At 40.5% G+C, this 25317-nt stretch carries 22 protein-coding genes; 7 read left to right on the top strand and 15 right to left on the bottom strand.

Annotated features, from left to right (window positions below):
- Positions 1 to 85 precede the first annotated feature (85 nt).
- Positions 86 to 940 (top strand): LysR family transcriptional regulator, encoded by an 855-nt coding sequence (locus IGI54_RS01980; RefSeq protein ID WP_430621028.1) that lies wholly within the window; start codon positions 86 to 88, stop codon positions 938 to 940.
- A 104-nt stretch (positions 941 to 1044) separates the two neighbouring features.
- Positions 1045 to 1920: a TSUP family transporter gene (locus IGI54_RS01975; RefSeq protein ID WP_071861533.1), complete on the top strand. Its 876-nt coding sequence runs from the start codon at positions 1045 to 1047 to the stop codon at positions 1918 to 1920.
- A 47-nt stretch (positions 1921 to 1967) separates the two neighbouring features.
- On the opposite strand, the gene IGI54_RS01970 is transcribed toward IGI54_RS01975, so the two are convergent.
- The 6 genes from IGI54_RS01970 to IGI54_RS01945 all read right to left on the bottom strand — a co-directional run bounded on the left by IGI54_RS01970 (position 1968) and on the right by IGI54_RS01945 (position 8187).
- Positions 1968 to 2378, bottom strand: coding sequence for a phosphate-starvation-inducible PsiE family protein (locus tag IGI54_RS01970; RefSeq protein WP_071861534.1), 411 nt, complete (start codon positions 2376 to 2378; stop codon positions 1968 to 1970).
- A gap of 176 nt (positions 2379 to 2554) precedes the next feature.
- Positions 2555 to 3433, bottom strand: coding sequence for a fructokinase ScrK (gene scrK, locus IGI54_RS01965; RefSeq protein ID WP_430621027.1), 879 nt, complete (start codon positions 3431 to 3433; stop codon positions 2555 to 2557).
- Between the two features lie 26 nt (positions 3434 to 3459).
- Positions 3460 to 6135, bottom strand: a complete 2676-nt coding sequence (mngB, locus tag IGI54_RS01960; RefSeq protein ID WP_430621026.1) for a mannosylglycerate hydrolase — start codon at positions 6133 to 6135, stop codon at positions 3460 to 3462.
- 151 nt (positions 6136 to 6286) lie between these two features.
- Positions 6287 to 7387, bottom strand: a complete 1101-nt coding sequence (locus tag IGI54_RS01955) for a PTS fructose transporter subunit IIC (RefSeq protein WP_430621025.1) — start codon at positions 7385 to 7387, stop codon at positions 6287 to 6289.
- 18 nt (positions 7388 to 7405) lie between these two features.
- On the bottom strand, positions 7406 to 7729 hold the full coding sequence (locus IGI54_RS01950) for a PTS fructose transporter subunit IIB (protein WP_430621024.1): 324 nt from the start codon (positions 7727 to 7729) through the stop codon (positions 7406 to 7408).
- On the bottom strand, positions 7726 to 8187 hold the full coding sequence (locus tag IGI54_RS01945) for a PTS sugar transporter subunit IIA (RefSeq protein WP_430621023.1): 462 nt from the start codon (positions 8185 to 8187) through the stop codon (positions 7726 to 7728). The genes IGI54_RS01950 and IGI54_RS01945 overlap by 4 nt, the downstream gene beginning before the upstream one ends.
- Before the next feature lie 291 nt (positions 8188 to 8478).
- On the opposite strand from IGI54_RS01945, the gene IGI54_RS01940 reads away from it, so the two are divergent.
- The gene (locus tag IGI54_RS01940; RefSeq protein ID WP_430621022.1) at positions 8479 to 10413 is read left to right on the top strand and encodes a BglG family transcription antiterminator; all 1935 of its coding nucleotides are present in this window, start codon (positions 8479 to 8481) and stop codon (positions 10411 to 10413) included.
- 47 nt (positions 10414 to 10460) lie between these two features.
- Here IGI54_RS01940 and IGI54_RS01935 read toward each other — a convergent pair whose 3' ends face one another.
- The 5 genes from IGI54_RS01935 to IGI54_RS01915 form a co-directional block, all read right to left on the bottom strand.
- Positions 10461 to 11027 carry an isochorismatase family protein gene (locus tag IGI54_RS01935; protein WP_430621021.1) on the bottom strand — a complete coding sequence of 189 codons (567 nt, stop codon included), beginning with the start codon at positions 11025 to 11027 and terminating at the stop codon, positions 10461 to 10463.
- A 106-nt stretch (positions 11028 to 11133) separates the two neighbouring features.
- Positions 11134 to 12009 (bottom strand): ROK family protein, encoded by an 876-nt coding sequence (locus IGI54_RS01930; protein ID WP_430621020.1) that lies wholly within the window; start codon positions 12007 to 12009, stop codon positions 11134 to 11136.
- A 148-nt stretch (positions 12010 to 12157) separates the two neighbouring features.
- A complete protein-coding gene (locus IGI54_RS01925; RefSeq protein WP_430621019.1) occupies positions 12158 to 13444 on the bottom strand; it encodes a glycoside hydrolase family 125 protein in 1287 nt (428 codons plus the stop codon).
- Positions 13441 to 16086, bottom strand: coding sequence for a glycoside hydrolase family 38 C-terminal domain-containing protein (locus tag IGI54_RS01920; protein ID WP_430621018.1), 2646 nt, complete (start codon positions 16084 to 16086; stop codon positions 13441 to 13443). Before IGI54_RS01920 ends, IGI54_RS01925 begins: the two co-directional genes overlap by 4 nt.
- Positions 16087 to 16121: 35 nt before the next feature.
- On the bottom strand, positions 16122 to 17501 hold the full coding sequence (locus tag IGI54_RS01915) for a PTS sugar transporter subunit IIC (RefSeq protein ID WP_430621017.1): 1380 nt from the start codon (positions 17499 to 17501) through the stop codon (positions 16122 to 16124).
- Positions 17502 to 17657: 156 nt separating this feature from the next.
- Between IGI54_RS01915 and IGI54_RS01910 the strand changes: the two genes are divergently transcribed.
- The gene (locus IGI54_RS01910; protein ID WP_071861542.1) at positions 17658 to 18374 is read left to right on the top strand and encodes a GntR family transcriptional regulator; all 717 of its coding nucleotides are present in this window, start codon (positions 17658 to 17660) and stop codon (positions 18372 to 18374) included.
- Between the two features lie 41 nt (positions 18375 to 18415).
- Here IGI54_RS01910 and IGI54_RS01905 read toward each other — a convergent pair whose 3' ends face one another.
- A complete protein-coding gene (locus tag IGI54_RS01905) occupies positions 18416 to 19834 on the bottom strand; it encodes a glycoside hydrolase family 1 protein (protein WP_430621016.1) in 1419 nt (472 codons plus the stop codon).
- Positions 19835 to 20031: 197 nt separating this feature from the next.
- Here IGI54_RS01905 and IGI54_RS01900 point away from each other — a divergent pair, with 197 nt between their 5' ends.
- Together IGI54_RS01900 and IGI54_RS01895 are read left to right on the top strand one after the other, a co-directional pair.
- Entirely contained in the window at positions 20032 to 20745 is a 714-nt protein-coding gene (locus tag IGI54_RS01900; protein ID WP_430621015.1) for a GntR family transcriptional regulator, read from the top strand.
- Positions 20746 to 20889: 144 nt separating this feature from the next.
- Positions 20890 to 22221 (top strand): PTS sugar transporter subunit IIC, encoded by a 1332-nt coding sequence (locus IGI54_RS01895; protein ID WP_430621014.1) that lies wholly within the window; start codon positions 20890 to 20892, stop codon positions 22219 to 22221.
- Between the two features lie 49 nt (positions 22222 to 22270).
- Here IGI54_RS01895 and IGI54_RS01890 read toward each other — a convergent pair whose 3' ends face one another.
- Positions 22271 to 22711, bottom strand: coding sequence for a MerR family transcriptional regulator (locus IGI54_RS01890; RefSeq protein WP_430621013.1), 441 nt, complete (start codon positions 22709 to 22711; stop codon positions 22271 to 22273).
- Between the two features lie 101 nt (positions 22712 to 22812).
- On the opposite strand from IGI54_RS01890, the gene IGI54_RS01885 reads away from it, so the two are divergent.
- The gene (locus tag IGI54_RS01885) at positions 22813 to 23508 is read left to right on the top strand and encodes an SDR family NAD(P)-dependent oxidoreductase (protein ID WP_430621012.1); all 696 of its coding nucleotides are present in this window, start codon (positions 22813 to 22815) and stop codon (positions 23506 to 23508) included.
- A gap of 83 nt (positions 23509 to 23591) precedes the next feature.
- On the opposite strand, the gene IGI54_RS01880 is transcribed toward IGI54_RS01885, so the two are convergent.
- Both IGI54_RS01880 and IGI54_RS01875 read right to left on the bottom strand, forming a co-directional pair.
- Positions 23592 to 24452 (bottom strand): hypothetical protein, encoded by an 861-nt coding sequence (locus tag IGI54_RS01880; RefSeq protein ID WP_430621011.1) that lies wholly within the window; start codon positions 24450 to 24452, stop codon positions 23592 to 23594.
- An 8-nt stretch (positions 24453 to 24460) separates the two neighbouring features.
- Positions 24461 to 25255, bottom strand: a complete 795-nt coding sequence (locus IGI54_RS01875) for a MerR family transcriptional regulator (RefSeq protein WP_430621010.1) — start codon at positions 25253 to 25255, stop codon at positions 24461 to 24463.
- Positions 25256 to 25317: the final 62 nt, after the last annotated feature.

Below are 25317 nucleotides of genomic sequence, written 5' to 3'. Positions count from 1 at the left end.
TAATTTATCATAGGTATATCAATTACAAAAACGAATTTTTAACATACTTAGCATGAGAAAAACAGATAGAAGGGAGAAGCCTATTATGGATATGAATATTCAAAAATATATCGCTTTCGTCAAAACGGTTGAATTAGGCAGCTTTACTAAAGCGGCGAAGGTTTTAAATTATTCCCAATCTGGTATCAGCCGAATGATTAATGACTTAGAACAAGAATGGGGCTTCCGTTGTTGGAGAGCGGGATTGCGATTAACCTCTGATGGGTTGAATGTCCTGCCCTTTGCCAAAGAGCTGGCGGAAAAATATCAAGCATTGCAAAACCAATTGGCCGAGCTGGGACATTTAGATACAGGCCTAATTCGGATCGGTACATTTTCCAGTGTCGCGACCCATTGGCTGCCGGCAGCAATCAAAAAATTTCAAATCAAATACCCTAAAATCGAATTCGAATTACTGCTAGGAGACTATGAAGAAATCGAGCAATGGATCTTTGAAGGTCGGGTCGATTTTGGCTTTTCACGTTTGCCGGCTCAGACTGACTTAATCGAAGTGTTTCTAGCAAGTGATGAACAGCTGGTTGTTTTACCTGCCGACCATCTTTTGTTAGCAAAGAAATCAATTTCGCCTCAAGATTTGATTGATCAACCGTTTATCCTTTTAGAGCGTCAAGGTACTTTCGACATTACGGAGCTATTAGAAAACTATCAAATCCAGCCAGATATTAAATATCGGACATGGGATGATTATTCTATCTTGTCTATGGTTGAACAAGGATTAGGTATTAGTATTTTACCAAAATTAATTTTGCAGCGTTTAGCTTACAATGTGGCTTTGCGCCCACTCGATGTTCCTATATCTCGCCAAATCGGGCTTCTTTATCGCGACCAACAATTACTTTCTGTCGCCAGCCGTGCATTTCTTACCGATTTCAACCATTAATTTCCACCTATTCGTTCAATCAATCACAAAAATTTTGGTTATTGTGGTTTTTCTATTTCATTTATTGTTATAATTATTAAAAAACAGAGAAAGTAGCGTGAGTTATGGCACAGATTATTTTTTATATTTTGATTGGGTTAATTATTTTTCAAGCAATTATGCTAGTACGTGACGTGTTGATGCATCGTGACGACCTCGGCCCGGGAAATTGGATCATCAATGGAATCATCGGTTTTATCGCTGACTTCGCTGACACGATTGGAATCGGAAGCTTCGCGCTGACGACCATGATGCTGAATGTTACGAAGCAAAACAAGGATGACCGCAAGCTGCCGGGGATTTTAAATGTCGGCCACGCGATTCCTGTGTTGACCGAGGCAGTGATTTTCGTCACGGTCATCGAAGTTGACCCAGTGACCTTAGTCACGTTGATTTTAGCAGCGATCGTCGGCTCTTGGTTCGGATCGAAGTTTGTGACAAAACTTTCCGAAACAGCGATTCAAAAATGGATTGGCTGGGCCTTGCTGATCACAGCTATTTTAATGCTGTTAAGACAAACAGAAGTGATTGCGTTACTAGGAAAAGGCAATACTGCGATGGGTCTGACCGGAGCAAAATTAGTGATCGGAATTGTGGGGAACTTCTTTTTCGGCGCGTTAATGACTGTCGGTGTCGGCTTATACGCTCCTTGCATGGCGATGGTCTACATGCTAGGTATGACACCCCTGGCTGCCTTTCCGATTATGATGTGCTCATGTGCTGGGCTACAGCCAGTCGCAAGTATCAACTTCATTCGTGAAAAAGCGTATTCAAGAAAAATCGCCTTAGCCATCACGATTGGAGGAATTCCCGGGGTCATCATCGCTTCGCAATTCTTGATGGGACTTGATATTACGATCATTACTTATTTAGTGATTGTTATTATTTTCTATACCGGTATCCAATATATTTTAAAATCACGCAAAACGGTTACCGCCTAAGCAAAAATTCCTCACCCGTATGGATGAGGAATTTTTTGTCTCACTTTTTAATGATCGGCCTTATGAAAAGCCTTCACTTTTTCTAAAATCAGCAGCACCAATACTAAAACTAAGATCGAACTGGAAAGCAATAGCGAATGTAGACCATCTCCTTGAGCTAATAACAACTCCCGTAAAATGGCCGTGATACTGATCAAAATCAAGTAACGGACCGGAATGTGGTGGCCTTCTTTGATGTAACGCATCAGCATCAAGATGACCTCAAGTAAAATAAACAGCGTGGCGATCTCTTCAATCAATAAAGATAAATCCTCCATCGAACTAAGCGGAATCACGTGTGACACAATATTAATAATTCCCTCCGCCATGACAATCACCACGACGATCACTAATAACGCCAACATAATATCAACAATCGTGCTAATCAGTTTTTCAAATTGCTTAAAGGTCCCTTTCATAAACAACCTCCCACTCTAATAAATTAATTATAGCGAAGCTTTCGATTGAAAACAAAATTATCTGATTGCTTTCACTTAACTCTTGAAGAAACGAAAAAAGCCTTAAAAATGTACTCCCCTCAAAAGTTAGACCAAGAATCTAACCTCTGGGGGCACCACAAAATTGAAGGCCTTTTTTATGAATGTAACTTTGCTTCACGTGCTAAAGCCAAACAGCCAATCGTTCCGGCATTATTGCCTAATGCTGGCGTGACGATATATTCCTCTAAAGCTGGTGTTTTCACGTAGTCATTGACCAATTCTTTGAAGCGCGTGCGAACTTTTTTGACTAAATGCTCTTGTTGCATCACACCGCCGCCAAAAATAATTACATCAGGAGAAAACATCAACGTAGTATTATACGCACATTGAGCAATGTAATCCGCTTCGATCTCCCAAAATGGATCATCTTCACTCAAGTCTTGCCCTTTGCGGCCTAAGCGTTTTTCAATTGCCGGACCAGCAGCCATCCCCTCTAAGCAATGGCCATGAAAAGGGCAAACACCTTCAAAATCATCTTCTGGATGGCGACTAACCAGTACGTGCCCCATCTCTGGATGACTAAAGCCTTCGACAAAGTTGCCTTTTTGTAACGCGCCACCACCTATACCGGTACCGATTGTGTAATAAACCACACTGTTGACTCCATCGCCGCGACCTTTCACGTATTCGCCATAACAAGCTGCGTTCACATCGGTCGTCCATGCCATCGGCAAATCGAAATGCTGCTTCATTGCGCCGACAAAATCATAATTTTGCCACGCTAACTTCGGTGTTGATGTAATGTAGCCATAGGTTTTCGAATCCCGATGAATATCGATTGGACCAAATGAACCAATACCGATGCTGACTAGCTGCTCCTCGTATTTCTTAAAGAAGCCGATCACTAACGCCATCGTTTCTTCCGGTGTAGTTGTCGGATAGCTGGCCCGTTCGATGATTTCTAAGTCATTATTTCCTACAGAGCAAACAAATTTTGTACCGCCGGCTTCGATCCCGCCAAATAATTTTTCCACTAAGCTTCACTCACAATCATTTAGTTTTATTCCACATACAGAGTTACGAATTTCGCGTGTCCGATGTTTTCAAGCTCTATTGTATCATTATTTATTGGCAGCGGTTCCTTTGTTTTTTCTTTCAAGTCAACTTTTTCTGCTGAAAGAAGCGCGTGGCTGAATTTGATAGCCGCTTGCCCATCTTCATTTAGCAAACCATTGTATAGCCGTAAAATATAGCCTGGGCGATCTTCTGCTTTTTTCAACACACTCAACGTTAAATTACCATTAATCTCAAATAGACTAAAGCTTGCCGGCAATGTTTTTGCCACCTCACCTAGCGTGAAGATCAAACGAGAGTTTAAAAACTCCGCGTATTGATAGACTTCGATTGGAGTGACCGCCTGCTTCGCCAATTGCGCAACATTCGCTTGATCAAAGCTTTGCGCGAAATAAGCAAGTGAAAATTCAAAACTCATAGTTTTATGACATTGAGCATCGGGTGTCTCGATCACTGACTCACCGGATGCGCGACCAGGACGATACATCAAATTTTCTTTTCCCATGAAACCGTATGTCCGAAAAATCGTTAAACAAATCGTCTCGAATCGCTCGCCGATAATTTCAAACTCCCGCACTCCTTTTGGCATGACGGCAACCCCGTGATCTTCGTCAAATAAACCAACAAATGACTGACATGTTTCAATCGCGATCGGTTGTTCATTCCATTGGTCTTTGTGAGCATTCCACAGAGCCATTTCCTTTTCGAAAACAACGGGACGTTGCAGTGTTCCAAATTGTTGATCAGCGATTGAAAACTTCGCAGCGATCCCTGTATCAAACAGCACACAAACACGATGGCTGTCTACTCGTTGATTGTCCACAGTCAATTTGAAATCTAGTAATGGAGATTGTTTCTTCAAAGCCACTTCGAGGATGATCGGCAGCTCTTCAGATACCTGCTTTTTAGCACGTTCAGCTAAATTTTTCGGGACTTTCAACAGGAATTCTAAACGGATAGATTGATAGATATCTGATTGTTGAATCGTGATCTTTGGCTCAGTATCCATCGATGAAACTATGAAATCTTTGACTGGCGGCGAGTAATTGAAGGAATCCCCATCATCGCCGTTTTCTTCAATAATCCCTTGATTTTTGTACAGAACTTCATTGGCTTTGTCTAAAATATCCAAGCTGCCGTTCGGATTGACGGTGATTTGATAATGTTCATTTTCAAGCGTCGGTGTTTTCGATGTTTGCAAGGCTGTACTGCTATCACCTTTTAGATCAATCGTTAATTGGGTATAGCCGATACTAGGAACTTTTGTTGCTTCGATCGCTATTTTGGCTTTGTAAACTTTCTCAGGCAGATAGATTTCTTTGACTGAATTCAGTACATTCCCTTGATTCAAAACATATTCTGTTTGATCTACCAGCTCTAAGATAGTGTAAGGAAAGGTATTCCCCGCTTGATCTAAAATCGCAAATTCCTTTTGCGGCAAATACACCTCTGCCTCGATCACTCCTTCACGGATAGTGTCATAGGTATTGAAGAGCGTGAAGGTGATCTCTTGCGCTTGCGGATTATTGATGGCTGTGGAGATTTGACGCAAGGTCAATTCAACTAAGTTCAGAGAAATATCCCGCGCCTGTTTGTATCGCATATAGACATCTTCATTCGTCGTATCCGAAACACACGAACCAATGGAATCATGAGCGGCATTCTCAAACATCAATTTCCAAATTTCTTTGATCGTTTCCACCGGATATTCGAAGCCTAATTGCATTGCCATCGTCAAGATCGGTTCCATCACATTCACTAAATAATGTTGGATTTGAGTATTCAAGGCCTTCAAGTCTGGTCGTGACGAGAAGATCGTTTTATGGATGCGCATTAATTTTCCATTGATCAATTCTCCGGCGATCTCTTCTAATTCTGGTTGACGTTCTTTGACCGCGGCGATATATTTTTCAATCGTTGAGAATTGCAGCTCGTATTCATCCTTGTATAGTGCATTCATTTGATCGACCAGCTCCGGTAAATTTTCTCGTACAGGCGCTTGATCAAAACCATTTGGAAAATAAACCTGATCCGTCGAGCTGCGTCCCCAAGTTGTTTCAAACGGCTCTTGATGTAGAAACTCCGCCAAATCAGCTGATCGTTCAGGAATCGCCCCACCAATGTAATAACCGCTCGGAATTTGATAGACATTTACGACCGAGCCGTCTTCGCCACGCCATTGATACTCTGTATGAGCCACCTCATCGTCACTCACCCCACGCCAAAACATCGTGTCGCTAATCCCAAATTCGCGATAAATCTGCGGCATACTGGCAGCTTGTCCAAAGGAGTCCGGCACATAACCGACATTCATGTAATCGCCAAAGTCTTCACAAATTTTCATCCCGTACAACATATTTCGTACAATGCTTTCTCCTGAGATCACCAGCTGATCCGTTTGAGTATACCAAGGACCAATAATCAGTTTGCCTTGCTTCACTAATTCCTTGATCCGCTCTTTATCCTGCGGGCGCCAATTTAGGTAATCGTCTAACAACGAAGCTTGACCATCTAAAATAAAACTATCGTAAGGATCATCCTTTTCTAACTGCTCCAACACTTTTTTCAAATCATGCATCAAATAAATTTTTGAACGACTGGTAGTAAAATACCATTCGCGATCCCAATGGCTATGTGGTACGACGTGTACTGTTTTTTTCATGCAAAAGTTCCTCTCGTTTGATTAAAATAGGCACTTAACGATTTTCATCGTCAGTGCCTATTAATTTTTATTGTCTAGTTTAGCAAACTAGATTTTTCGGCAATAAGCGAAAATTTTGTTAAGTCTGAGCGAGTTTGCAAAACTTTTCTTGCTAATTTTCAAAGCTGATATCAATATCGTCTAATTCGATTTCTTCTGCTTGTTCTTCCTGTTTATTGAAGTTCACAAATAGTGGTGCCACAAAACCGATGAAGGCAGCACCTAAGAAAAGTCCTAATAAGTAGGCCCAGCCATTGCCGACTGTAAAGAACCCGTAGATCCCACCGACTGGAGGCATCTTGTCATACATCCCAAAAGCAATTCCTAAACCAGAGGCGATCGCGCCACCAATCATATTGATCGGCACTAATTTTAGCGGGCTGACTAAGGTAAAAGGAATCGCTCCTTCCGTGATTCCAATGAAGCCCATGATAAAATTGTTGCGGCCAGCGTCTAATAATTCTTGATTGAAACGTTTCTTATGGAATAAAGTTGCCAAAGCATAGCCAAGCGGTACGGCACAAATCGCTACATTCACAATAATTGCTGGTAAATAAACGCCTTCTGCTAATAAAACATTGCCAGCCATCCAAGCGGCCTTATTTACCGGTCCGCCTAAGTCAGAGCCGATCATGGCTCCCATGATCATCGCAAGCAAGATTTTATTTACATCATTTGCGATCATGTTACGAATCCAATCAACGAGACTCGTATTGATCAAGGCGAGTGGTTCCGATAATAGTGCTCCCATTATGAGCGCCACCGATAATGTCGCGATCAGCGGCAAAATAACCAACGGCATCACACCAGAGAATGATTCTGGTAATTTGATTTTTTCTTTTGACCATTTCGCTAAGTAACCTGCTAAGAATCCGGCGATCACAGCGCCAAGAAAGCCTGCATTGGTGCTGGTTGCCACCGCGCCACCGATAAAACCGGCACCTAAAGCCGCTTTGTCACCAATCGAATAAGCCACAAAACCTGCTAACACCGTATTGATTAAACCGATCCCCGTCCAACCAACTTGTTCGATTAAATAAAGAGCATGTTTGAAGCCTTCTGTTTCTGCGTATGGGTCTAAGCTCGTTAGTCCCATCCCCAAAGCGATCATTTTCGGAATCGCAACGACTAGCGAAGCACCAATAATCAACGGCAGTACAAAACTGATTCCACTCATTAAGTGGCCTTTTACATCTGCTAGAACTCTCTTCATCATTCTTGCCCCTTTTCTTTACTTGGTTTGTCTCTGTTGGACAGCAGCAATACATTTCTTCAAAACAGCTTCCGGTGCTTTGATACAAGTGTTGATATTTACACGAAGCTGAGGTTTTCCATCAAAACGTTCTAAGCCTACGACTTTTTGATCCGTTGCCAGCAACAAAAAGTCCGCCGCTTGTGCTTCTGCGAGTGTGATCTGATTGACTTGTCCTAGTGAGCCTTGTTGTTCGATCTTGACATCATACCCCAATTTTACCCCAGCCTTTTCTAAAGCCTTTGCTGCCATCGGTGTGTGTGCCAAGCCTGCCGGACACGCGGAAATTCCTACAATTTTCATTTGATCTTCTCTCCAATCATTTCTTGTTTGATTCTGTCTACTAATTGCTCCTTGTCTTCAGATTGTTGAATTTGCTGAATAAAATCGGCTTCTAGCAAAGCGGTCGCTAAACGGCTGAGCATTTCTAAATGAACTGTTCCTTCATCTTTTTTCGGAACGAATAATGCAAAGATGTTTTTCACGGCCGAGTCATCAAAGGTTTCCCATTCGATTGCCTTCTTTAAACGAATGAACAAAACAGTTGGTGCCAATACCGTATCCGTCTTCGCATGCGGAATCGCAAAACCATCCTGCAGACCCGTCGAATACTCTGCTTCCCGTTCATTAAAGGCTTGGCAGGCTTCAGCAACATTTGCAACATACCCAGCTTCATAGGCGTACTGAGCAATCACTTCAAATAGTTCTTCCTTCGAAGCAGCTACCACATCTAAAAGAATATTCTGTTCTTCAAAATCCATAGCGGAAACTCCTTTCTGATAGTTTAGGAAATTGCTTTTCCTTACGAGCCCTACGATTCCATAACTGTAAAATTACTAAGCGGTGATCGTAATCGGCTTTGCTTTACACGTTTAATTTACGAGGTTTAACGTCTTCTGTAAACGCTTTCAATTTCCAACAAATTTGGCAATCATTAGTAAAGCGATTTCCAAATAGATTGCCAACCTTTTTGGAAAACGCCGGTACTACCAAAGGATTCCAATCTTTTCTTCTATCATGTATGATTAAATGAAGGACCGGAGGTGGAACAGGTGTCAAAGCTCGCTTATCAACGATTAGATGATTTATTGGAATTATTAGCCCAACAAACTGCACCTCTTGCAATGAAGGAATTAGCTCATACTTTTTCTATTTCCGAGCGAACCGTACGAACAGACATCGCGAATTTGAACGACCTGCTAGACAATGTCGGTGCCACGATCAAACTGGTTCGAGGACAAGGCTATTTATTGTCGATTCTTTCCACTGACCAGTTCAATGATTGGTGGAAAGAAAGCATGACTACCACGGATTCCTTTTTGACAACCAGTGAAGAGCGACAAAATTTTTTACTCTTTCTACTATTCAAAAATGAAAGCCCTTTATCACTAGACAATTTCTTAGACCAGCTATTTATTAGTAAAAATACCTTTTACTCTTATTTAAAGACGGCACGTGACAACTTAATGATCTATCAATTAAAAATCGTCAATCGCCCTAATATCGGTTTTGAGCTGATTGGCAATGAATTTGCGAAGCGCCAAGCAATCAGTGACCTCTTGATTGAAAAAGATTTACAAGAATATTTGGTTGGCTTCACTGAAATGGAGCTAGCACTATTTGACAACATCGATTTGGAGCTTTTGCAAAAATTGGAACTATATTATTTAGCACCATTGGAACTTTTAGATTCTGATTATTACCACAAAAATATTCTTTCTCATTTTGCTTTAGCCCTTAGCCGCTTTTTAGCTGGCCATAGGATCAGCAACTTTCCAATGCGTGTACCGATCTTACAGTCAGAGGCAAAAAAATCATTGACCCGCTTTTTAACAGAGCTTGATCAAGCCTTTGACGTAAAGCTGACAGCTGGTGAGAAGGAATACTTGACTTATTATTTAGCATTAAACGCCCCACGGCTTGTTGAAACGGAAGCGGCTAATATCTCTTCGACTGAGACCGCAAAGGTCATTGTTGAAGAACTATTACAAGCGATCAAACGTACCTCAAATTTTGACTGGATACACGACAATATGTTGAATGAGGATTTGACTTCACACATTGCCGGTTTCATCAATATGAACTTAATGGAAGCTCGCCGCAGCAATCCTTTGCTGCAAACAATCAAAAAATCTTTTCCCTTAGCTTACGATTTATGTCTGACTCATTTAGAGACACTAGGCAGAAAGCACGGGTTGTATTTTTCACAGGATGAAGTCGGGTATATCGCCTTACATATCGCTGGTGCGATGGAGCGAAATTCTATCAGCAGCCATCGAAAATACCGCGTGATCCTTGTTTGTGGAACCGGCCGCGCCATGAGCCGGATCATAGAAGCGAAAATTAATAAATATTATCAAGAAACCATCGAAGTGGTCGATCGTCTCTCCTATGTAGAGTTGCAGCAATGTGATCTGACAAAAATTGATTTTGTAATCACCACGGTTCCCCTAGAAAAATTAAGCGTGCCTCACATCTATCTTAATATGGCAAAATTAGATAAAGAAATCGTTAAAATCGAAGACTTTATAGGGAATTTTAAAGGATCAAAAACAGAGATTTATTCTCTGTTTGATGAGTCCTTCTATTTTCATGGCAAGGTAGCTAATAAAAGACAGCTGCTGACAAAGATGACCCAACAGCTGGTCCAAAAGAATGTCGTCCCTGAAGAATTCCACGAAAGTATTATGGCGCGGGAGGCAATCAATCAAACTAATATTAATGAATGGCTGGCGATTCCTCATCCGATGTCGCTACTGGCGAAACGTTCCGCAGTATCCGTCGCCGTTTTGCCTGAGGGAGTCGATTGGGGCAATGGCAATCTCGTTAAAATCGTTTTTCTATTTGCTATCAGTAAAGAAGATTATGAAGACACCGAAGAAATTTACAGCTTGCTTTTAGAATTGATGGAACGAGAGGATGTTCAGCAAGCAGTTCTGCAGCAAAATAATTTCCAAAATTTCTTAAAAGAAATCAAAAAATTATAAAAGGAGCTGGAAAAAAATTCCCCAGCTCCTTTTATAATTTACTCTTTTTAAATCATTTCTAAAACTTCCTTCGTCGTTGCCACCTGACCTAGCTTAGTAAACAACTTTTCAAAAAAGATCTGATGCAATTCAATATCACGATCGGCGCAGGCGTCTTCAACCACGATAACTTTATAACCATGTTGATAGGCGTCCAAAGCTGTCGCGTAAACTCCGTTAGCTGTAGCGACACCGGTCAGAATGATTGTATCAATATCTCGGCGTCGTAACTGCAAATCCAAATCAGTTCCAAAGAAGGCTCCTGGATTATGCTTTGTCACTTTAATAACATTTTTTGCGTTGGAATCCGTCGCAATCGGCATCACAAATTCTGAAAATGCTGCAGGTAAATTTACGTACCCGCCGCTACGTTCTGAATTCAAAAATTGCATCGTTGTCGGATCAACGTTAACTAGCGTAACTAGGCCAGCAGTATTTTTTAGCGCTGCTGCTAATTGATTATTTTTTTCAAGCACGGCTGAAGCACTATAAGGCTGCAACTCTCCCGTTCCCATAATTCCCTTTTGTAAATCAATCACGACCAAAGCTGTTCTAGCTAAATCAATTTTTTTCAAATAAAACACTCGCTTTCTAACTTAAAAAAGTTCCTTCCGTAATTTACGCCTTTTTCTAACGTAAATCCAGTTAAAATTTTCTTAACCTCAGAAAACAATCGTAAGTTTACGCCTGTTCCGTTAAAAACTGATAGACCGCCCCGATCAAATTCGCTTGATTCAAAAACTTACACGGCATAATCGACGCCTTCAATTCCTTCGCACCATTCTTTTGCAGCAGTCGTTTGACACGGACTTCAAGATTTTCCAATAAGTCCGCTCTAGTTGAAATTCCGCCGCCGATCAATACACGATCGGGGTCTAGCGATACTAAAATATTATAAATCCCAATACTTAACGCATCATAAAATTGATCGATCTGTTCTTGCGCCAACTCATCACCAGTCGCTGCCAAGTCAAAAACCTCTTTACTTGTATACTCGCGGTCTTCTGCTTTAAGCTTCGAAAATCGCTTCGCCATACCAACCGGGCTGCCAAGATCACTCAAGGTTTCCAAGGTTGTTGGATTGATGATTTGGTAGCCAAACTCCCCACCAAATAAATTCGCTCCGGTACGTAGCTTGCCGTCAATTGCGATGCCACCGCCAATCCCAGTTCCGATGATCATAAAAGCCACCGCTTCAATTCCTTGCGCATTTCCTTGCCAAACCTCGGCCAAGGTCGCGCAATTCGCATCATTTTGAAACGTTACCGGTACTCCCAAGAAATCCGTCAACTCTTGCTTGATCGGAAAGCGGTGCAAATACGGTACGGCGCTCACTCCATAAATGACGCCTTCCTCTGCATTGACTGCCCCCGGTGCGCTGATCGCGACCCCATCTGTAATCTGGTGCTCCTCTACCAACGATTTTAAATACGCTTTCATTTCGTCCCACGTTTTAGGTGTAATAAAACTCGGCAGCTCAGTTAAGCTATCCTTCTCCCATAAACCGCTTTTTATCGCTGATCCGCCGATATCGATTGCTAAAATTTTTTGAGCCATTTCTTGCTCCTCCCAGTTCATCCAGTTTATTTAGTAAAAAGGACAAAGGAAAACTCTTCGTCCTTAGCTTCCTCCCCAAAATTGTAAAGAAGATACTGCATCATCGCAATATCTTCTTTACCGAAAAAAACAAATTCCAGAGAAAAAATCAGTTTGAATCCTGCTCTTTCAAAGCTAAATAATGCATTGCCAATTGACAATAGGTCATATTGGCCCAAGAAAACCATTCCCGAGTATACTGCTGAGGATCATTTACATCAATTCCCTCATGACATTGAATCGTACCTGCGTCCGTCGTCGCAATTATTTGAAGTTTTCTTTCGATTTCTGCTAGATCATCAGAAGTTAAGCCTTCCATCGCCAAGGAGATCGGCCAAACATAGTTTGGTGGCGTGTGTGGACTACCAATTCCTCGCAAACATTTTCCTTCATAATAATAAGGATTAGCATCACTTAAAATTTTGTTTCGCGTAGCTAGATAAACGGGATCATTTTTCTCACAATAGCTTAAAAATGGTAATGAAAGTAGGCTTGGCACATTGGCATCGTCCATAAACAAGGAATTACCTAAACCATCCACTTCATAAGCATAATAATGTTCACCATGCTCATTTACTAAACGACCGTATTTTTTAATCCCGGCTGTAACCTCGTCTAGCAATCGAACCATTTTTTGAGTAAGCTTCGGCTGTTTATTTTCCGCTATCATAGCTAACAACTGTTTCAAAACAACAGTAATAAATTGATTTCCTGGAATAAAATAGCCATAGTAGCACGCATCGTCACTTGGTCTAAAGCCACTCCACACCATTCCGGTATACGCAATAGGACGTCCTTTGCCGTCACAGGGAATTGTGTCTGAAGGAGGACAATCTGTCCGAACAAACGTATACGGCGAAACTTCATGATGCTGTTCGCAGATAAATGTATCCACAGCCACTGAGACAGCCTCCCAGAATTTTGGTGTCAAATGTTCGTCATAGCCTGTTTGATACAAATGATAGCCTAAGAAAAAAGGCGCGCATAAAGAATCAATCTCAAATTTTCGTTCCCAGACTAACGGAGAAATAGGTACATTCGATGTATCGTTACTATAGTGCCCGCCATCAGCCTCTTTATTAAAGGCATTCGAGTATGGATCATGCATCAAATAAGTCAATTGTTGTTCCAATACCCCGTGAATTAATTTTTTTACATCAGGCACCTTCTCTGCAATCTGCAAATAAGGCAATACTTGGAATGTCGAATCCCGCAACCACATTGCTGGGATATCTCCTGTTGCCACAAAAATCTCGCCATTTTCACGAAGCGAAACAGTATTTGTGATCGTATCAATGAAGGCCTGCCGAAATAATTGAGTTTGTTTAGCCGTGGGTAATGCCACTGTCTCAGCATATGCGTTTAGTTCATCAATTAACTTTGCTTGGTTGATCATTGTATTTCCTCACTTTTGCATTGATCAAAGTAAATACCATAGGTCCGGATTTCACCACTGTTGAAATCCGCCAATTCATATTCCGTGACATTTGCTGCAACTGTCCGGATGAATTTCCCTTCTAAATCCAGTATTACAATATTTGCTAATTGTTTAAACAATAGCTTACCAGATTGTATTTTCACCGTATCTGCCGCGTTATAAAGACGTAGTTCAAATCCAGTATTATCAATTGTTGGCAAGAAGCTACTAAACACGACTGATAAATCTTCAATGGAAATGAGGGACTGTCCGGCTATTTCTTTCTGCAAAGGATTCACAGGGAAATATTGGATTGGTGTTGTAAACCGATTGATCGTCTGCGTTTGGTAATACAAATCTTCCTGGGTCGCTGCCAGATAGGTCATTTGCAATTCCTGCGGATCAAAATGAGAATTGATCACAATACTTCCTTCAAACACCAACTTTCCTAACAATTGGCTTTGCGGCGTTGGAACCACTTTAGTTTGTAATCCAGAAGCATCTCCCGGTCTTCTCAAGGTATCTGGACGTCCTAAGAATCCTACACCTCTGAATAAAGTGACTGCTAACTTTTGATACTTTTCGCCGACAATTTGGAAATCTTTCGTTCCCTTTGTTAAAAAGCTCCAACTGGAATCTTCAGCATGAATGTTGCAAAAGTGAAGCATTGGTCGCATGCTTGTCGGTTCTTCTTTATAGCCAATCGCCTGCCAGTCATGTAAATGGATATCTTCCACAGGTCGTTTGATAACACCAAATTGTGTATCGGCATATGAATGGGTCGCTTCAACATCCGTCTGAATTAATAAACGTAAGCGATGATCCAAGACTTGATTATCAATAGTCATTTTCAGGTCAATGGCTGAACTATCTTTTGCTAATTCCAATTCCAATGCATAATGAACGACCCCATTTAGTTTTTGTGCCTTACGAGCAGCTAAATCATATGGAAGCTTCCATTGACCGCTAACAGTCATTCTACTGATTAAACTTCCTTGTTGGATGTTCACATCACCGGCCTCACTGAAATCAAGATTCAGTAGCCAATCATCAAATGCTGGAGAAAAATCATAGGTGTCCCCCTCATCTCCACCATCTTCAACCTTCAAGAAGTCCACATACCATTTTTGATTGATCTTTGAAAATAAATCGAATTTTCCATTTTGAAATTGGATTAAGAACTGATCATTCTCAAGTTGCTCAGCTGTTTGGATTCGCTTAGCTGGAGTCTCAGTCTCCACAATCTGTAACTGTACCCAGCCCATCGCTGGCACTTCGCAAGCCACAATAATCGTCGTTTCATAATAATACTCATTAATCATCGTTGACCGATCACGGCGTAAACAGCCAGCATTTTCCTTTTGCTGCTCCACAATTTCAAAATCAATCTTATTCCCGTTTTGATCGACTAGCGCAAAAGACGCACTCTTCGTAGAAACAAGCATTTTCCGTGAACGAGTCATTGCAAACGGCAGCGGATTCCAAATAAATAAATCATTCTCTTGATTACTATTTAACGAGATACTAAGCTTTCGTAACAAATAATCCATACAAGATTGAGCTTCTTGCAAGGCATTGACACCGCGCATTAAGATATCTTGGTTGGTCTTATCACTGTTACACCCACCAGCGCTATCATGAGCTTGCCCACGAGCAACTGTTTTCCAAAGGCTATTAAGCAACCCTTGTTTTGTTTCAATACCATGTGTATTCGCCAAAGCGGACATCGGCTCTAACTGATAGGTCAATACTCGCTCTAATTGATCATAGATTTGTTTCAAATCGTAACGTGAAGAATAGATTCCTCGATGAATTTTCGAGTCGGATGGATCAATAAATTCTCCAGAAATTTCCTTAAAGGAAGAAGTTTCCCGTTCTAAAGCTTTAAAGAAATCAGGGTAACTACTTTCAACAAAGCGTACTTCTTTTTCAACATCATGATTGGCTTTAGCGATACGTTCTTTTAAGTTGAAATCGACAGCCCGTTGATCTCCGCCTACCGGTAATAAATGCACACTGCTTTTCGTCTCGGTCGAGATTCTATCAACTAATTCAGTGAAATTATCTTGTTCAATTAAGTCAACACCTGCATAGTAGCCATTTTTGATATTAGCTGTTAATACTTTCGACCCATCATTACTTGTCCAATAAAAATAGCGTGTCTTTGCGTCCTTGGGCATTCCTCGCCAAAATAAGGCTTGTTCAATCCCGAAGCCATTAAAAATTTTGGGCATGTCTTGGCTTTGACCGAAGGAATCAGGCAAATAGCCAATCCGCATACAATTACCTAGATTTTCTGCTTCTTGAATTCCGATTCGTAGATTCCGAACAGTCGATTCCCCAGAAGTCGTCATCTCATCAATCTGGGTAAACCACGGACCAACAAATAGGCGCCCTGCGGTTACAAATCTTTTTAGCTGTTCCGCCTTTTCCGGGAAAATGGCTAAATAATCCTCAATGATCGACATTTGACCATCTAATGCATAATAGTCTAATTGATTACTTTCTAACGCTGTAAGAACTTCATCCATATGAAATATAAATTGAACCCGTGCTTCCTGACGAGTGAAATACCATTCAAAATCCCAATGAGTGTGTGCTACCGTATAAACATCCTTCATAACAAAAAATTCCTCAATTCTTATAGATCAGTTTTCTATCCAATATTTTCTGCCATTAATTGCGCAGCTTGTTTTTCTTTTTTTTCTTTAACAATCCGTTGTTCTGCACGTTCATTGCGTTGGTTTAGCACAACAAATGGCGCATATAATACAACATCCAAGACAACTAATACCGCCGTCAAAATAACTGGACTAAGATGGAATGCTCCCAAGACCCAAGTACTTATAAAAATTGGTTCATTTCCTGAGTTCAAAACAACCAAGGGTACGACCCAACCTAATGAAGTTACGATATAGGCAATAATCGCGTTAATAATCGGTACTAAAATCCATGGGATAAACATTAACGGATTTAAAACAATCGGCAGACCAAAGATAACCGGCTCATTAATCCCAAAACAGCCTGGGATAAGAGCTAATTTTGCTACTTCTCGCTCTTTCTCACCTTTTTTAGTGAAGATCAGCATGGCGATAATCAAACCAAAAGTGGCTCCTGAACCACCAATCATGGCGTAAACATTCGTCATTGTATTAGGTGAAATCGTAATCCCAGCAAAGCTTTGTGTTTCTGCGAATTTCGCTACATTTTCTAAGAACAATGGCAACCAGAAAGCCGAAACAACACCCCAAACGATGTTGAACCCATGTAAGCCAAGAAACCATAAAATTTGTTGTAACAAAATGACTACTAAAATCGCCGGTAAGCCAGTTCCAACAGATAATAAAGGCTTAATTAAAACATCCGAAATCATTTGTAATAATGAAACATAGCCAAGCGATTCAATTATGATTCGGACAACACCGAAAATTAATAGTACTTCACTGATTGGAATCAGTGAGAAGAATGAATCGAAAACATTTTGCGGAACATTTCCAGGCATTTTTATCGTAAATTTACTTCTCGTAAATTTAGCAAACAACGCTACTGAGATCATTCCTACGATTAACCCTGTAAACATTCCTTCATAACTGAAGAAGGAGGTTGAAAATCCTTCAATTATTTTTGCTTTCGGATCTATAAAATTTACATTTTTGGGAACCATTACAAAATACGCCGCGAAAGCTAATAAAGTTGCGATAATAGGATTTAATCGTTCATTATTCTCTTTACGTTTCAACTCAACTGCATATGAATAGGCAGAAGAAAAGACGACAATTAATGCCACTATTCCTAATGTTGCGTTTCCTAAGTAACCGAATAATTCACTAATATTTGTTAAAATGACATTATCGATATGTTGGTTCTTAATAAGTGCATCTAGCTGCATTTTAATTAAATTGGAAAATGATCCCACTACTGTAAATGGAATAGTTCGTACAAAAGCATTCTTAATCGCCTGTAAGATAGTGTTGCCTTCTACCCAAGCCGAAGCTTTCAGTAAAGGCTCTTGGACTTTTTGCATATCAAATTTCATTATCGATACTCCTTAAAATTTATTGGAAAACGTTTTCTAGATTTAATTATATACAAATATATAAATTTGTAAACACAATATTTTTTAAAAACATTTACAAATTTCAAAAATGATGTTAAATTGTATATACAAACAAAAGAAAAGGAGGTATACAATTTGTACAAATATCGAGAGATCTACTCAGATATCAAGCGAGATATTTTAACAAATCACTATCGTGCTGGGACTTTGTTACCTACTCAAGAATATTTTGCTGAAAAATACGACGTTTCGCGAATTACGTTAAAAAAAGCATTAAATTTATTAGAAAATGATGGATTAGTATTTAGTAAACAAGGATCTGGTACCTATATTCGACCTCAAATAGACAATAGCGACAGCGAACTGCTGCCATTAGATTTACCCGTTGGTGTAACTTACTCTCATCGTGATCAAAAAATTTCTAGTCAAACACTATCTTTCGATGCGCGACTTCCTCTAGCAGATGAGCAACAGAATTTAAATATCACTGCTAGTGATCCTGTTTACGAATTCAAAAGAGTTCGTTCAATCAATGACCAAATCTACAGTTTGGAACATGTTATTATGCCTACTCAAGTGGCACCATTAAACGAAGAGATTTTACAAGGATCTGTATATGATTATTTGGGGCATGTAGCAAAATTACAGCTGACCGATGCACGTCGAATTATTTATGCGGATCAAGCAAATGCTGAAATTAGTGCCGCTCTTAAGATTGATGAAGGTTTTCCAATTTTAGTCATTGAACAAATTGCTTACGACCAAAAAGGAACTGCTTTCGAATTTTCAAAATCTTATTTTATTAGCAATAAAAGTAAATTTTCTCTAGACATCCATTTAAATCGCAAATAAAGAAGGAGTGAGTCGCAAATTTCGACTCACTCCTTCTTTGTTTATACTAACCGATCAACATCATACACAAATCCATTATTATCGCTTAATTGTTTATAGAACTCGCCGCTTTTCTTAATCGTTCGTTTTTGTGTGGCTAAGTCTAACGAAACTAGCCCATAACGATTTTTATACGCATTGATCCACGACCAGCAGTCAATAAAGGTCCATAGATGATAACCTTTGATATTACAGCCATCCTCGATTGCTTTCCATAAATAGGCTAGATGATCTTGGATGTATTCGATTCGATAATCATCAACCACTTGCCCCGTTTCATTCATGAAGCGGGCTTCATCCGCAACGCCCATTCCATTTTCCGAGATAAAGGCTTCGATGTTACCATAATTTTCTTTGATATCCATACATAGATCGTGGATTCCTTTTTCATAAATTTCCCAGCCACGATACTCATTCATGCGACGTCCTGGCATCACATGATTTTCGAAGAACCAATCCGGTAAAAACGGTCCTTCAGGGTTGATTGCAGTCAACCGAGCCTTCACGCGACGGGGTTCATAATAATTCAAGCCTAAGATTTGAGCCGTATTTTCTTTAATCTCAGCTAAATCGTTCTCAGTATAATCGGCTGGCAGTTGATCATACTCACGTAATAGTTCAACTAATTTTTCTGGAAACTCACCCTTCACCATCGGATCTAAGAAACTCCGTACATAAAATAAATCTGCGATCTCCGCTGCTTTTACGTCCGCATGATTCTGGCTCCGTGGAAACGTTGGGCTTAGGTTCAAGATAACGCCGATTTTACTTGGTAGTTGATATTTTTTATGAGCAGCGATCGCTTTAGCATGGGCTAAGACAGTGAAGAAAGCTGCTTGTGCTCCTCGTTTAAAGTCAATGATATTGGGATAATGGAAGTCTTCTAAATAAGAGCCTAAAATTGGGCCTAACGGTTCATTGAAGGTGAACCAGTGATAAACCAAATCACCGAATTCCTTAAAGCAAGTATCCGCAAAATGAACATACGCATCCACGACTTCTCGTGACTCCCAGCCACCTTTGTCTTGTAGCACAGCCGGCATATCAAAATGATAAAGATTGGCGAATACTTTGACGCCATTTTGATTCATCTCGTTAAATAAATCGCGATAAAAAGCGATGGCTTTGGGATTGACTGCACCAATTCCATCATTTGAAAACATTCTTGCCCATGAAATTGATACTCGGAAAGAATTATGACCAGTTTGCTTCATTAGCTGCACATCTTCTTTGTAGCGATGGATATGATCCGTCGTTACTTCTGAACTGATTCCTTGATAAAAGCGGTAAGGTTGTTCTTTGTACCAGCGTTCCCAAACGGTTTCTGCTTTGCCAGTTTCACCACGACCCTCGGCTTGTTCTGCTGACCAAGCGGACCCCCACCAAAAACCTTCCGGAAATGTTAGTTGTTGTTTACTCATAGTATCCTCCTCAGACGTATGCTCTATATTGAATTCTGTCCCATCATAACATCCCACCAAAAAAAATGAAATAGTTTTTAATTCAAAAATATATACTTTTTATTTAACGCTATATTTTTGTTGGAGATTTTATTGCTAAATTCGTGTAAAAGTATATAATGATTTATAACTTTACATTACTTTAAAAGGAGGTCCGCATGAAAAAGAATTCAAAGTATATGGAAATTTATTTGGACGTGAAGAAAAAAGTTGAGGACGGTACGTATGCCATTGGTGAAAAACTACCCTCAGGCACTGAACTCGCGGGCTATTATGATGCCAGTAAATTAACGGTCAAAAAGGGCTTAGATTTATTAGTATCCGAAGGAGTGTTACGCAGCCGAAGTGGTTTCGGTACAGAGGTTTTACGTAAACCGATCGATAATTCCAAAGTTTTTGGTCCTAACGAAGGCTTAATGAGCGTCGTTGGTGAGGAGCATGTTGAATCTGAGATTCACACATTTTCTATCGAATTGCCTTCTAAAAAAGTTGCCGAAAAGTTGACGATCGATCCAAAGGAATATGTCTACAATATTATCCGTAGTCGTTTCGTCGATCAACAACCTTACTCTTTGGAACAGACCTTTATGCCTTTATCGATTATTCCTGGTCTACAGCCAAAGCATTTAAAAAAATCCGTTTATGCGTATATTCGAGATGAACTGCATTTAGAGATCAATGCTTCTCATATTTGGATGAAAGGTGTTCTAGCCAGTGAATTTGACGCCAAGATATTAGGGATTGAGCAAGGAGATTTCATGATTGAAATTGAAAAAAGTGTTTCCTTAGCTAGTGGGATCCCTTTTGAATACTCCATCACCAGACATTTATACCAAGACTTTATTTTTGAAGCGGTATTCGTCGAGAATTAAAGCTGTGAGCTGAATCATACAGCTCTTTTTTCTGCATTCCGAAAAAAGATATATATTTTTAAAAAAAGTTATTTACTTTTATTAGCATTCGGTTTATGATAAGTCCGTAGTAAGTGCTTACAAAAAATCTGAGGAGGATTTCAAGTGGATAAACCGAATAAAAAGGAACAAATATTTGAACGATTTGGGATTATCGCAACTAAACTAGGCAATCAAATACACCTACGAACTTTGCGTGATGCCTTCGCTACCTTCATGCCCTTCATGATGTTAGCTGGTTTTGTAACTTTAATTAATTATGTAATTTTAGAACCAACCGGGTTTATGGGAAAAATTGTCAATCCCAAAACCCTAATGACAATCCAAGAGATTGGTATGTCTGTTACGAATGGAACGTTAGGTATCACCACCATTTTAATTGTTGCGGCAGTCTCTTATCATATGTGTATTAGCAGAAATTATTCCAATCATATCGCTGCTGTTTTAGTATCTATCTCAACTTTCATGGTGTTAACTCCGATGACAACCATGTTTACACCAGAAAATGCAAAAAAAGCAATTGAGGTCACAGGCGTGATCCCAGGATCGCATACAGGTGCATCAGGTATGTTCGTCGGAATCTTCGTTGGTCTTTTAGCAACTGAACTGTTCATTAAGCTCTCAAACAATGAAAAGCTTCAAATCAAAATTTCTGGGAATATCCCGCCAGCTGTGTTGAAATCCTTCAACGTATTGATTCCGATAATTATTACAGTTACTTGTTTTGCCTTAGTATCATTTGCTGTCAATCAATTACTTCATATGGATGTCAATACAATGATCACTAAAGCAATCACTGGTCCTTTGAGTAAAGTAACGACTGGGTTGCCTGGCTTTCTCTTGATTACTTCTATCGCTAACTTGTTCTTTGGTTTTGGGATTCATCAAGCCGTAATTTCTGGGTCTTTACTTGATCCGTTCTTATTGCAAAATATGCAGGAAAACATGGCGGCTTATGCCAATCATGAACAAATTCCTCACATTATCAATATGGCCTTTAAAGATACCTTCGCTGTCATGGGCGGTTCGGGAAATACGATCGCATTATTGATCGCCATCTTTATTTTCAGTCGTCGTAAAGACTACAAAGACTTTGCTAAATTATCGGTCTCGCCTGCTTTGTTTAATATCAGTGAGCCGATTATCTTTGGACTGCCGATCGTGTTTAATCTTAGTTTGATTATTCCTTTCGTTTTGGCTCCGATCTTTTCCTTAGTTATTGCGTATTTCGCAACAGCGGCTGGCTTGATCAATCACGTAGTTGTCCAAATACCGTGGACAACGCCTCCTGTTATCTCTGGGTTTCTAGCAACCGGTGGTGATTGGCGCGCCGCAGTTTTACAAATCTTCATCATCGCTGTCAGCGTCTTTATCTATCTTCCTTTCTTGCGGATCGATGAAAAAGTGACGGCCAACATGGCTGCCAAAGGCGAATAAGATTATGCCCCTGTTTAAAGGCGATGCTCAATTTGAGCGTCGCCTTTTTTTACAAACGAAAGCCGTGAGTTAATTGCTGCTCCTGCTTTTCTTTAATTACATAAGCTACTTGGGCATCTATTTTTTCTTTCGCATCGGATGATTCGTAGCGCTCAATCTTCCAATCAAGCTCCTTCAAGTTCTCCATTAATTGAACTTGTTGTTGCAACACCGCTTCCTTATGATCCTGTAATAATTGTTTTCGCTGTTCGATCGTCTTTGAGCCTTCCATACAACATTCGATGTATTCTTTGATGTCATGGATCGGCATTCCAGTATTTTTTAAGCAGCAAATCGTGTGTATCAAATTCAGGTCAGATTCAGTGAACTCGCGATAGCCTGATTTATTTTTAGCGACGAAAGGCAGCAGGCCTTTTTTATCGTAATAACGCAGGGTGGAGATGGTTAAATCAAATTTATCCGCTACTTCTTTGATTGAATAAGTCGTCATCTTTTTTCCTCCTGAAACATTCTTCTTGCCCTAAACCATGGTTTAGGCTTTATGCTAACCATAGTTCAAAAAGAATAGTTAGTCAAAACGGAGGATTTACTATGAAAACAGCATTAATTACTGGTGCAAATAAAGGCATCGGCTTTGCCCTTGCGAAAGCCTTAGGCAAAAAAGAATGGCACATCGTCATCGGTGCTCGAAATGAAGAACGGGCAAAAGCCGCTGTTGAAAAACTTCAATCTGAGGGAATCCAACAAGTCGATTCTATTTTAATCGACCTTAGCGAGTCCGCGACGATCACTCAAGCAATCAACACAGTCAAATCAAATTTTGCAAAACTTGATTTACTAATCAACAACGCTGGAATTCCTAGCGGACACGGATCAAGCTTAGAGGAAAATTTAGACGATTTGCAAGCGACGATGCAAGTCAATTTCTTCGGTACCTTTCAGTTAACACAAGGTCTACTGCCGGTATTAGAAAAGAATCATGGCCGGATCGTAAACATCACGATCCCAACTGGTCCAAATCCTTTTTGGAATCCTTTTGCCTACAAAGCGACGAAGGCCGCGCAAAATGTTATGATGCAGGCGCTTGCCATCGACTTTGATAAGGAAAAGAAGGACTTGGAGATCTTCAGCGTTCACCCAGGTCCAACGACTACCGATTTAAATGGCAATATGACCGCTGAAGGCTTTCACACTGCAGATGATGTTGCGGGGAAAATTACGGAGCTTCTCCTAGATGGTACTTCTCATCAAGGAGAATTCCTTGAAATCTATAGCGAATTAAAATAAAAGCGAGGATGGTGCAGAAGCTACTTCTGCACCACCGTTTATCCGTAAAACGGAGCTAGGATTATTATTGTCCCAGCTCCGTTTTATTTGAGATAACGTGTATACAAATAGGTCAGCCAGTCAGAATCGTTGCGGCGATTGTCAAAAGCTAGATAGCCTTTGTATTTGTAAATGTATTCGTTTTTCCAGCCGCCGCTTTTCCTGCGTTTTTCCAACAGTAAGGCTGTCAGTGCTTGTGTCTGCTTATGTTCTCTTAGTTGACCTTTTTCCGCGATGTAAACAAGATCGGTGAAGGAAAGAGTATAGCTTTGCGGAAACATACTTTCCGTGATATGAGCACTGATTGGTTTTTGATTGGAGAGCCGACGAAATAATTGATGCCGCAACATATAATCCAGACCTACTTGAATCAAATGCTTCACCTGCTGGTCATCCGCAGTGACAATTTCTTGATAGGTCAATAATGCTCGAACCGTTTTTCCGATACCGATATAACAAGGCGTCGCTTTCATACAGCCGCCATATTTACAGATGCCTTTATGAGCCCAGCTCGTTGTTTGCTCACGCTCGAAGACTTGATACTGTTTGATCCATTGCAGCGCGTTTTGAGCCTCTGGGGTATTGCCTAGTCCTAAACGACAGTAGGCTTCCAATAACAACGCATTGTAGCAAGGAACGATTTCTTCCAACTTGCCGGTATAAGAAAACCCCTCTGACGTAGCAACGTGTTGATTCACAAAAGTGACTAGCGCTTGGGTTTGCGGTAGCTGCTCGGCATTGGGAATCTCAGCCAATCCGATCAACGCAAAAATTTTTCCCAATGTCGTTAAGTCGGTTAGCTGCGTATATTTCGCGACGATCTCTGATTCTTTGAGCCATTCTATTGGCTGTTCGATCTTCTCATTATTGTCGTATTTGATTCTCAAACGTAAGGCTGAATCCATCGCTTCCCTCATCTTTCTTTGACTGGTAAATAGATCACTACTTCGTTTTCATCCGCTGGCGTGACACTGGGGTCAGTGAGATAGACTTCGAAAAAGGGATCAACTACTTCATACTGATGCTCATCTGCCCATTTTCCTAGCTGGGCATAAGCGGCCGGCAGTTTCTGATAATTTCCTTTGAAATGATAGCTTACGCAGCCTTGGGCGATCAATTGACGCGTAGCCAAGTTTTTCTCTAAAATCGGGATTGAGACTTCCACGTCGTAATGATCAGGGGTGTACTCCATACTATGATAAATCGTGATTGGCGCATAAACCGTCGTTGCCTGCTTGAGCTCCACTAAAGCCACCACTTCCTGCAATAATTGACTAAAGTCTTTAACGTTAATGATCTTTCTAATAGAAATAATCTGCCATGAAACAGACTCATGATAAGTAATCTTCTCCGTCTCTTGATTAAAAAGAAAATTCCCTCCGGCTGCCAAAGTGGCGAGGTCTCCTTCAAGCGCGGCTTGGAGATCATGATAGTCTACGATTTTCTGCTGGATCTCTCCTGCTTTTTCAAGTAAACGATCATGGAGATACAGCTCATCGGTCAATGCTAAACGAATTTCCGCCAGCCGAAACTCGTACTGTTTTAATTTTTGAATTTTTAGCGCGGTAATTAACTGCTCGCTGGAATAATAACGATAGCCGTTTTCCTGGTTGACTTCTTGGGGCTTTAAGAGATCGATCTCATCATAATAGCGCAGCGTCTTGGGAGAAATATGACTGACTCGTGAAAATTGACTAATGCTTAACATCGGCAGCCCTCCATTTCTGTTCTCTCTTTGGTAGTTTACAGCTTCCGGTTAATGGAAGGTCA

Origin of the sequence: Enterococcus sp. DIV0800, assembly GCF_050559735.1 — a bacterium.
GTDB classification, from domain to species: domain Bacteria; phylum Bacillota; class Bacilli; order Lactobacillales; family Enterococcaceae; genus Enterococcus_A; species Enterococcus_A devriesei.
Note: the sequence above shows the minus strand (reverse complement) of the source record. Positions and strands in the feature narration are given on the sequence as shown.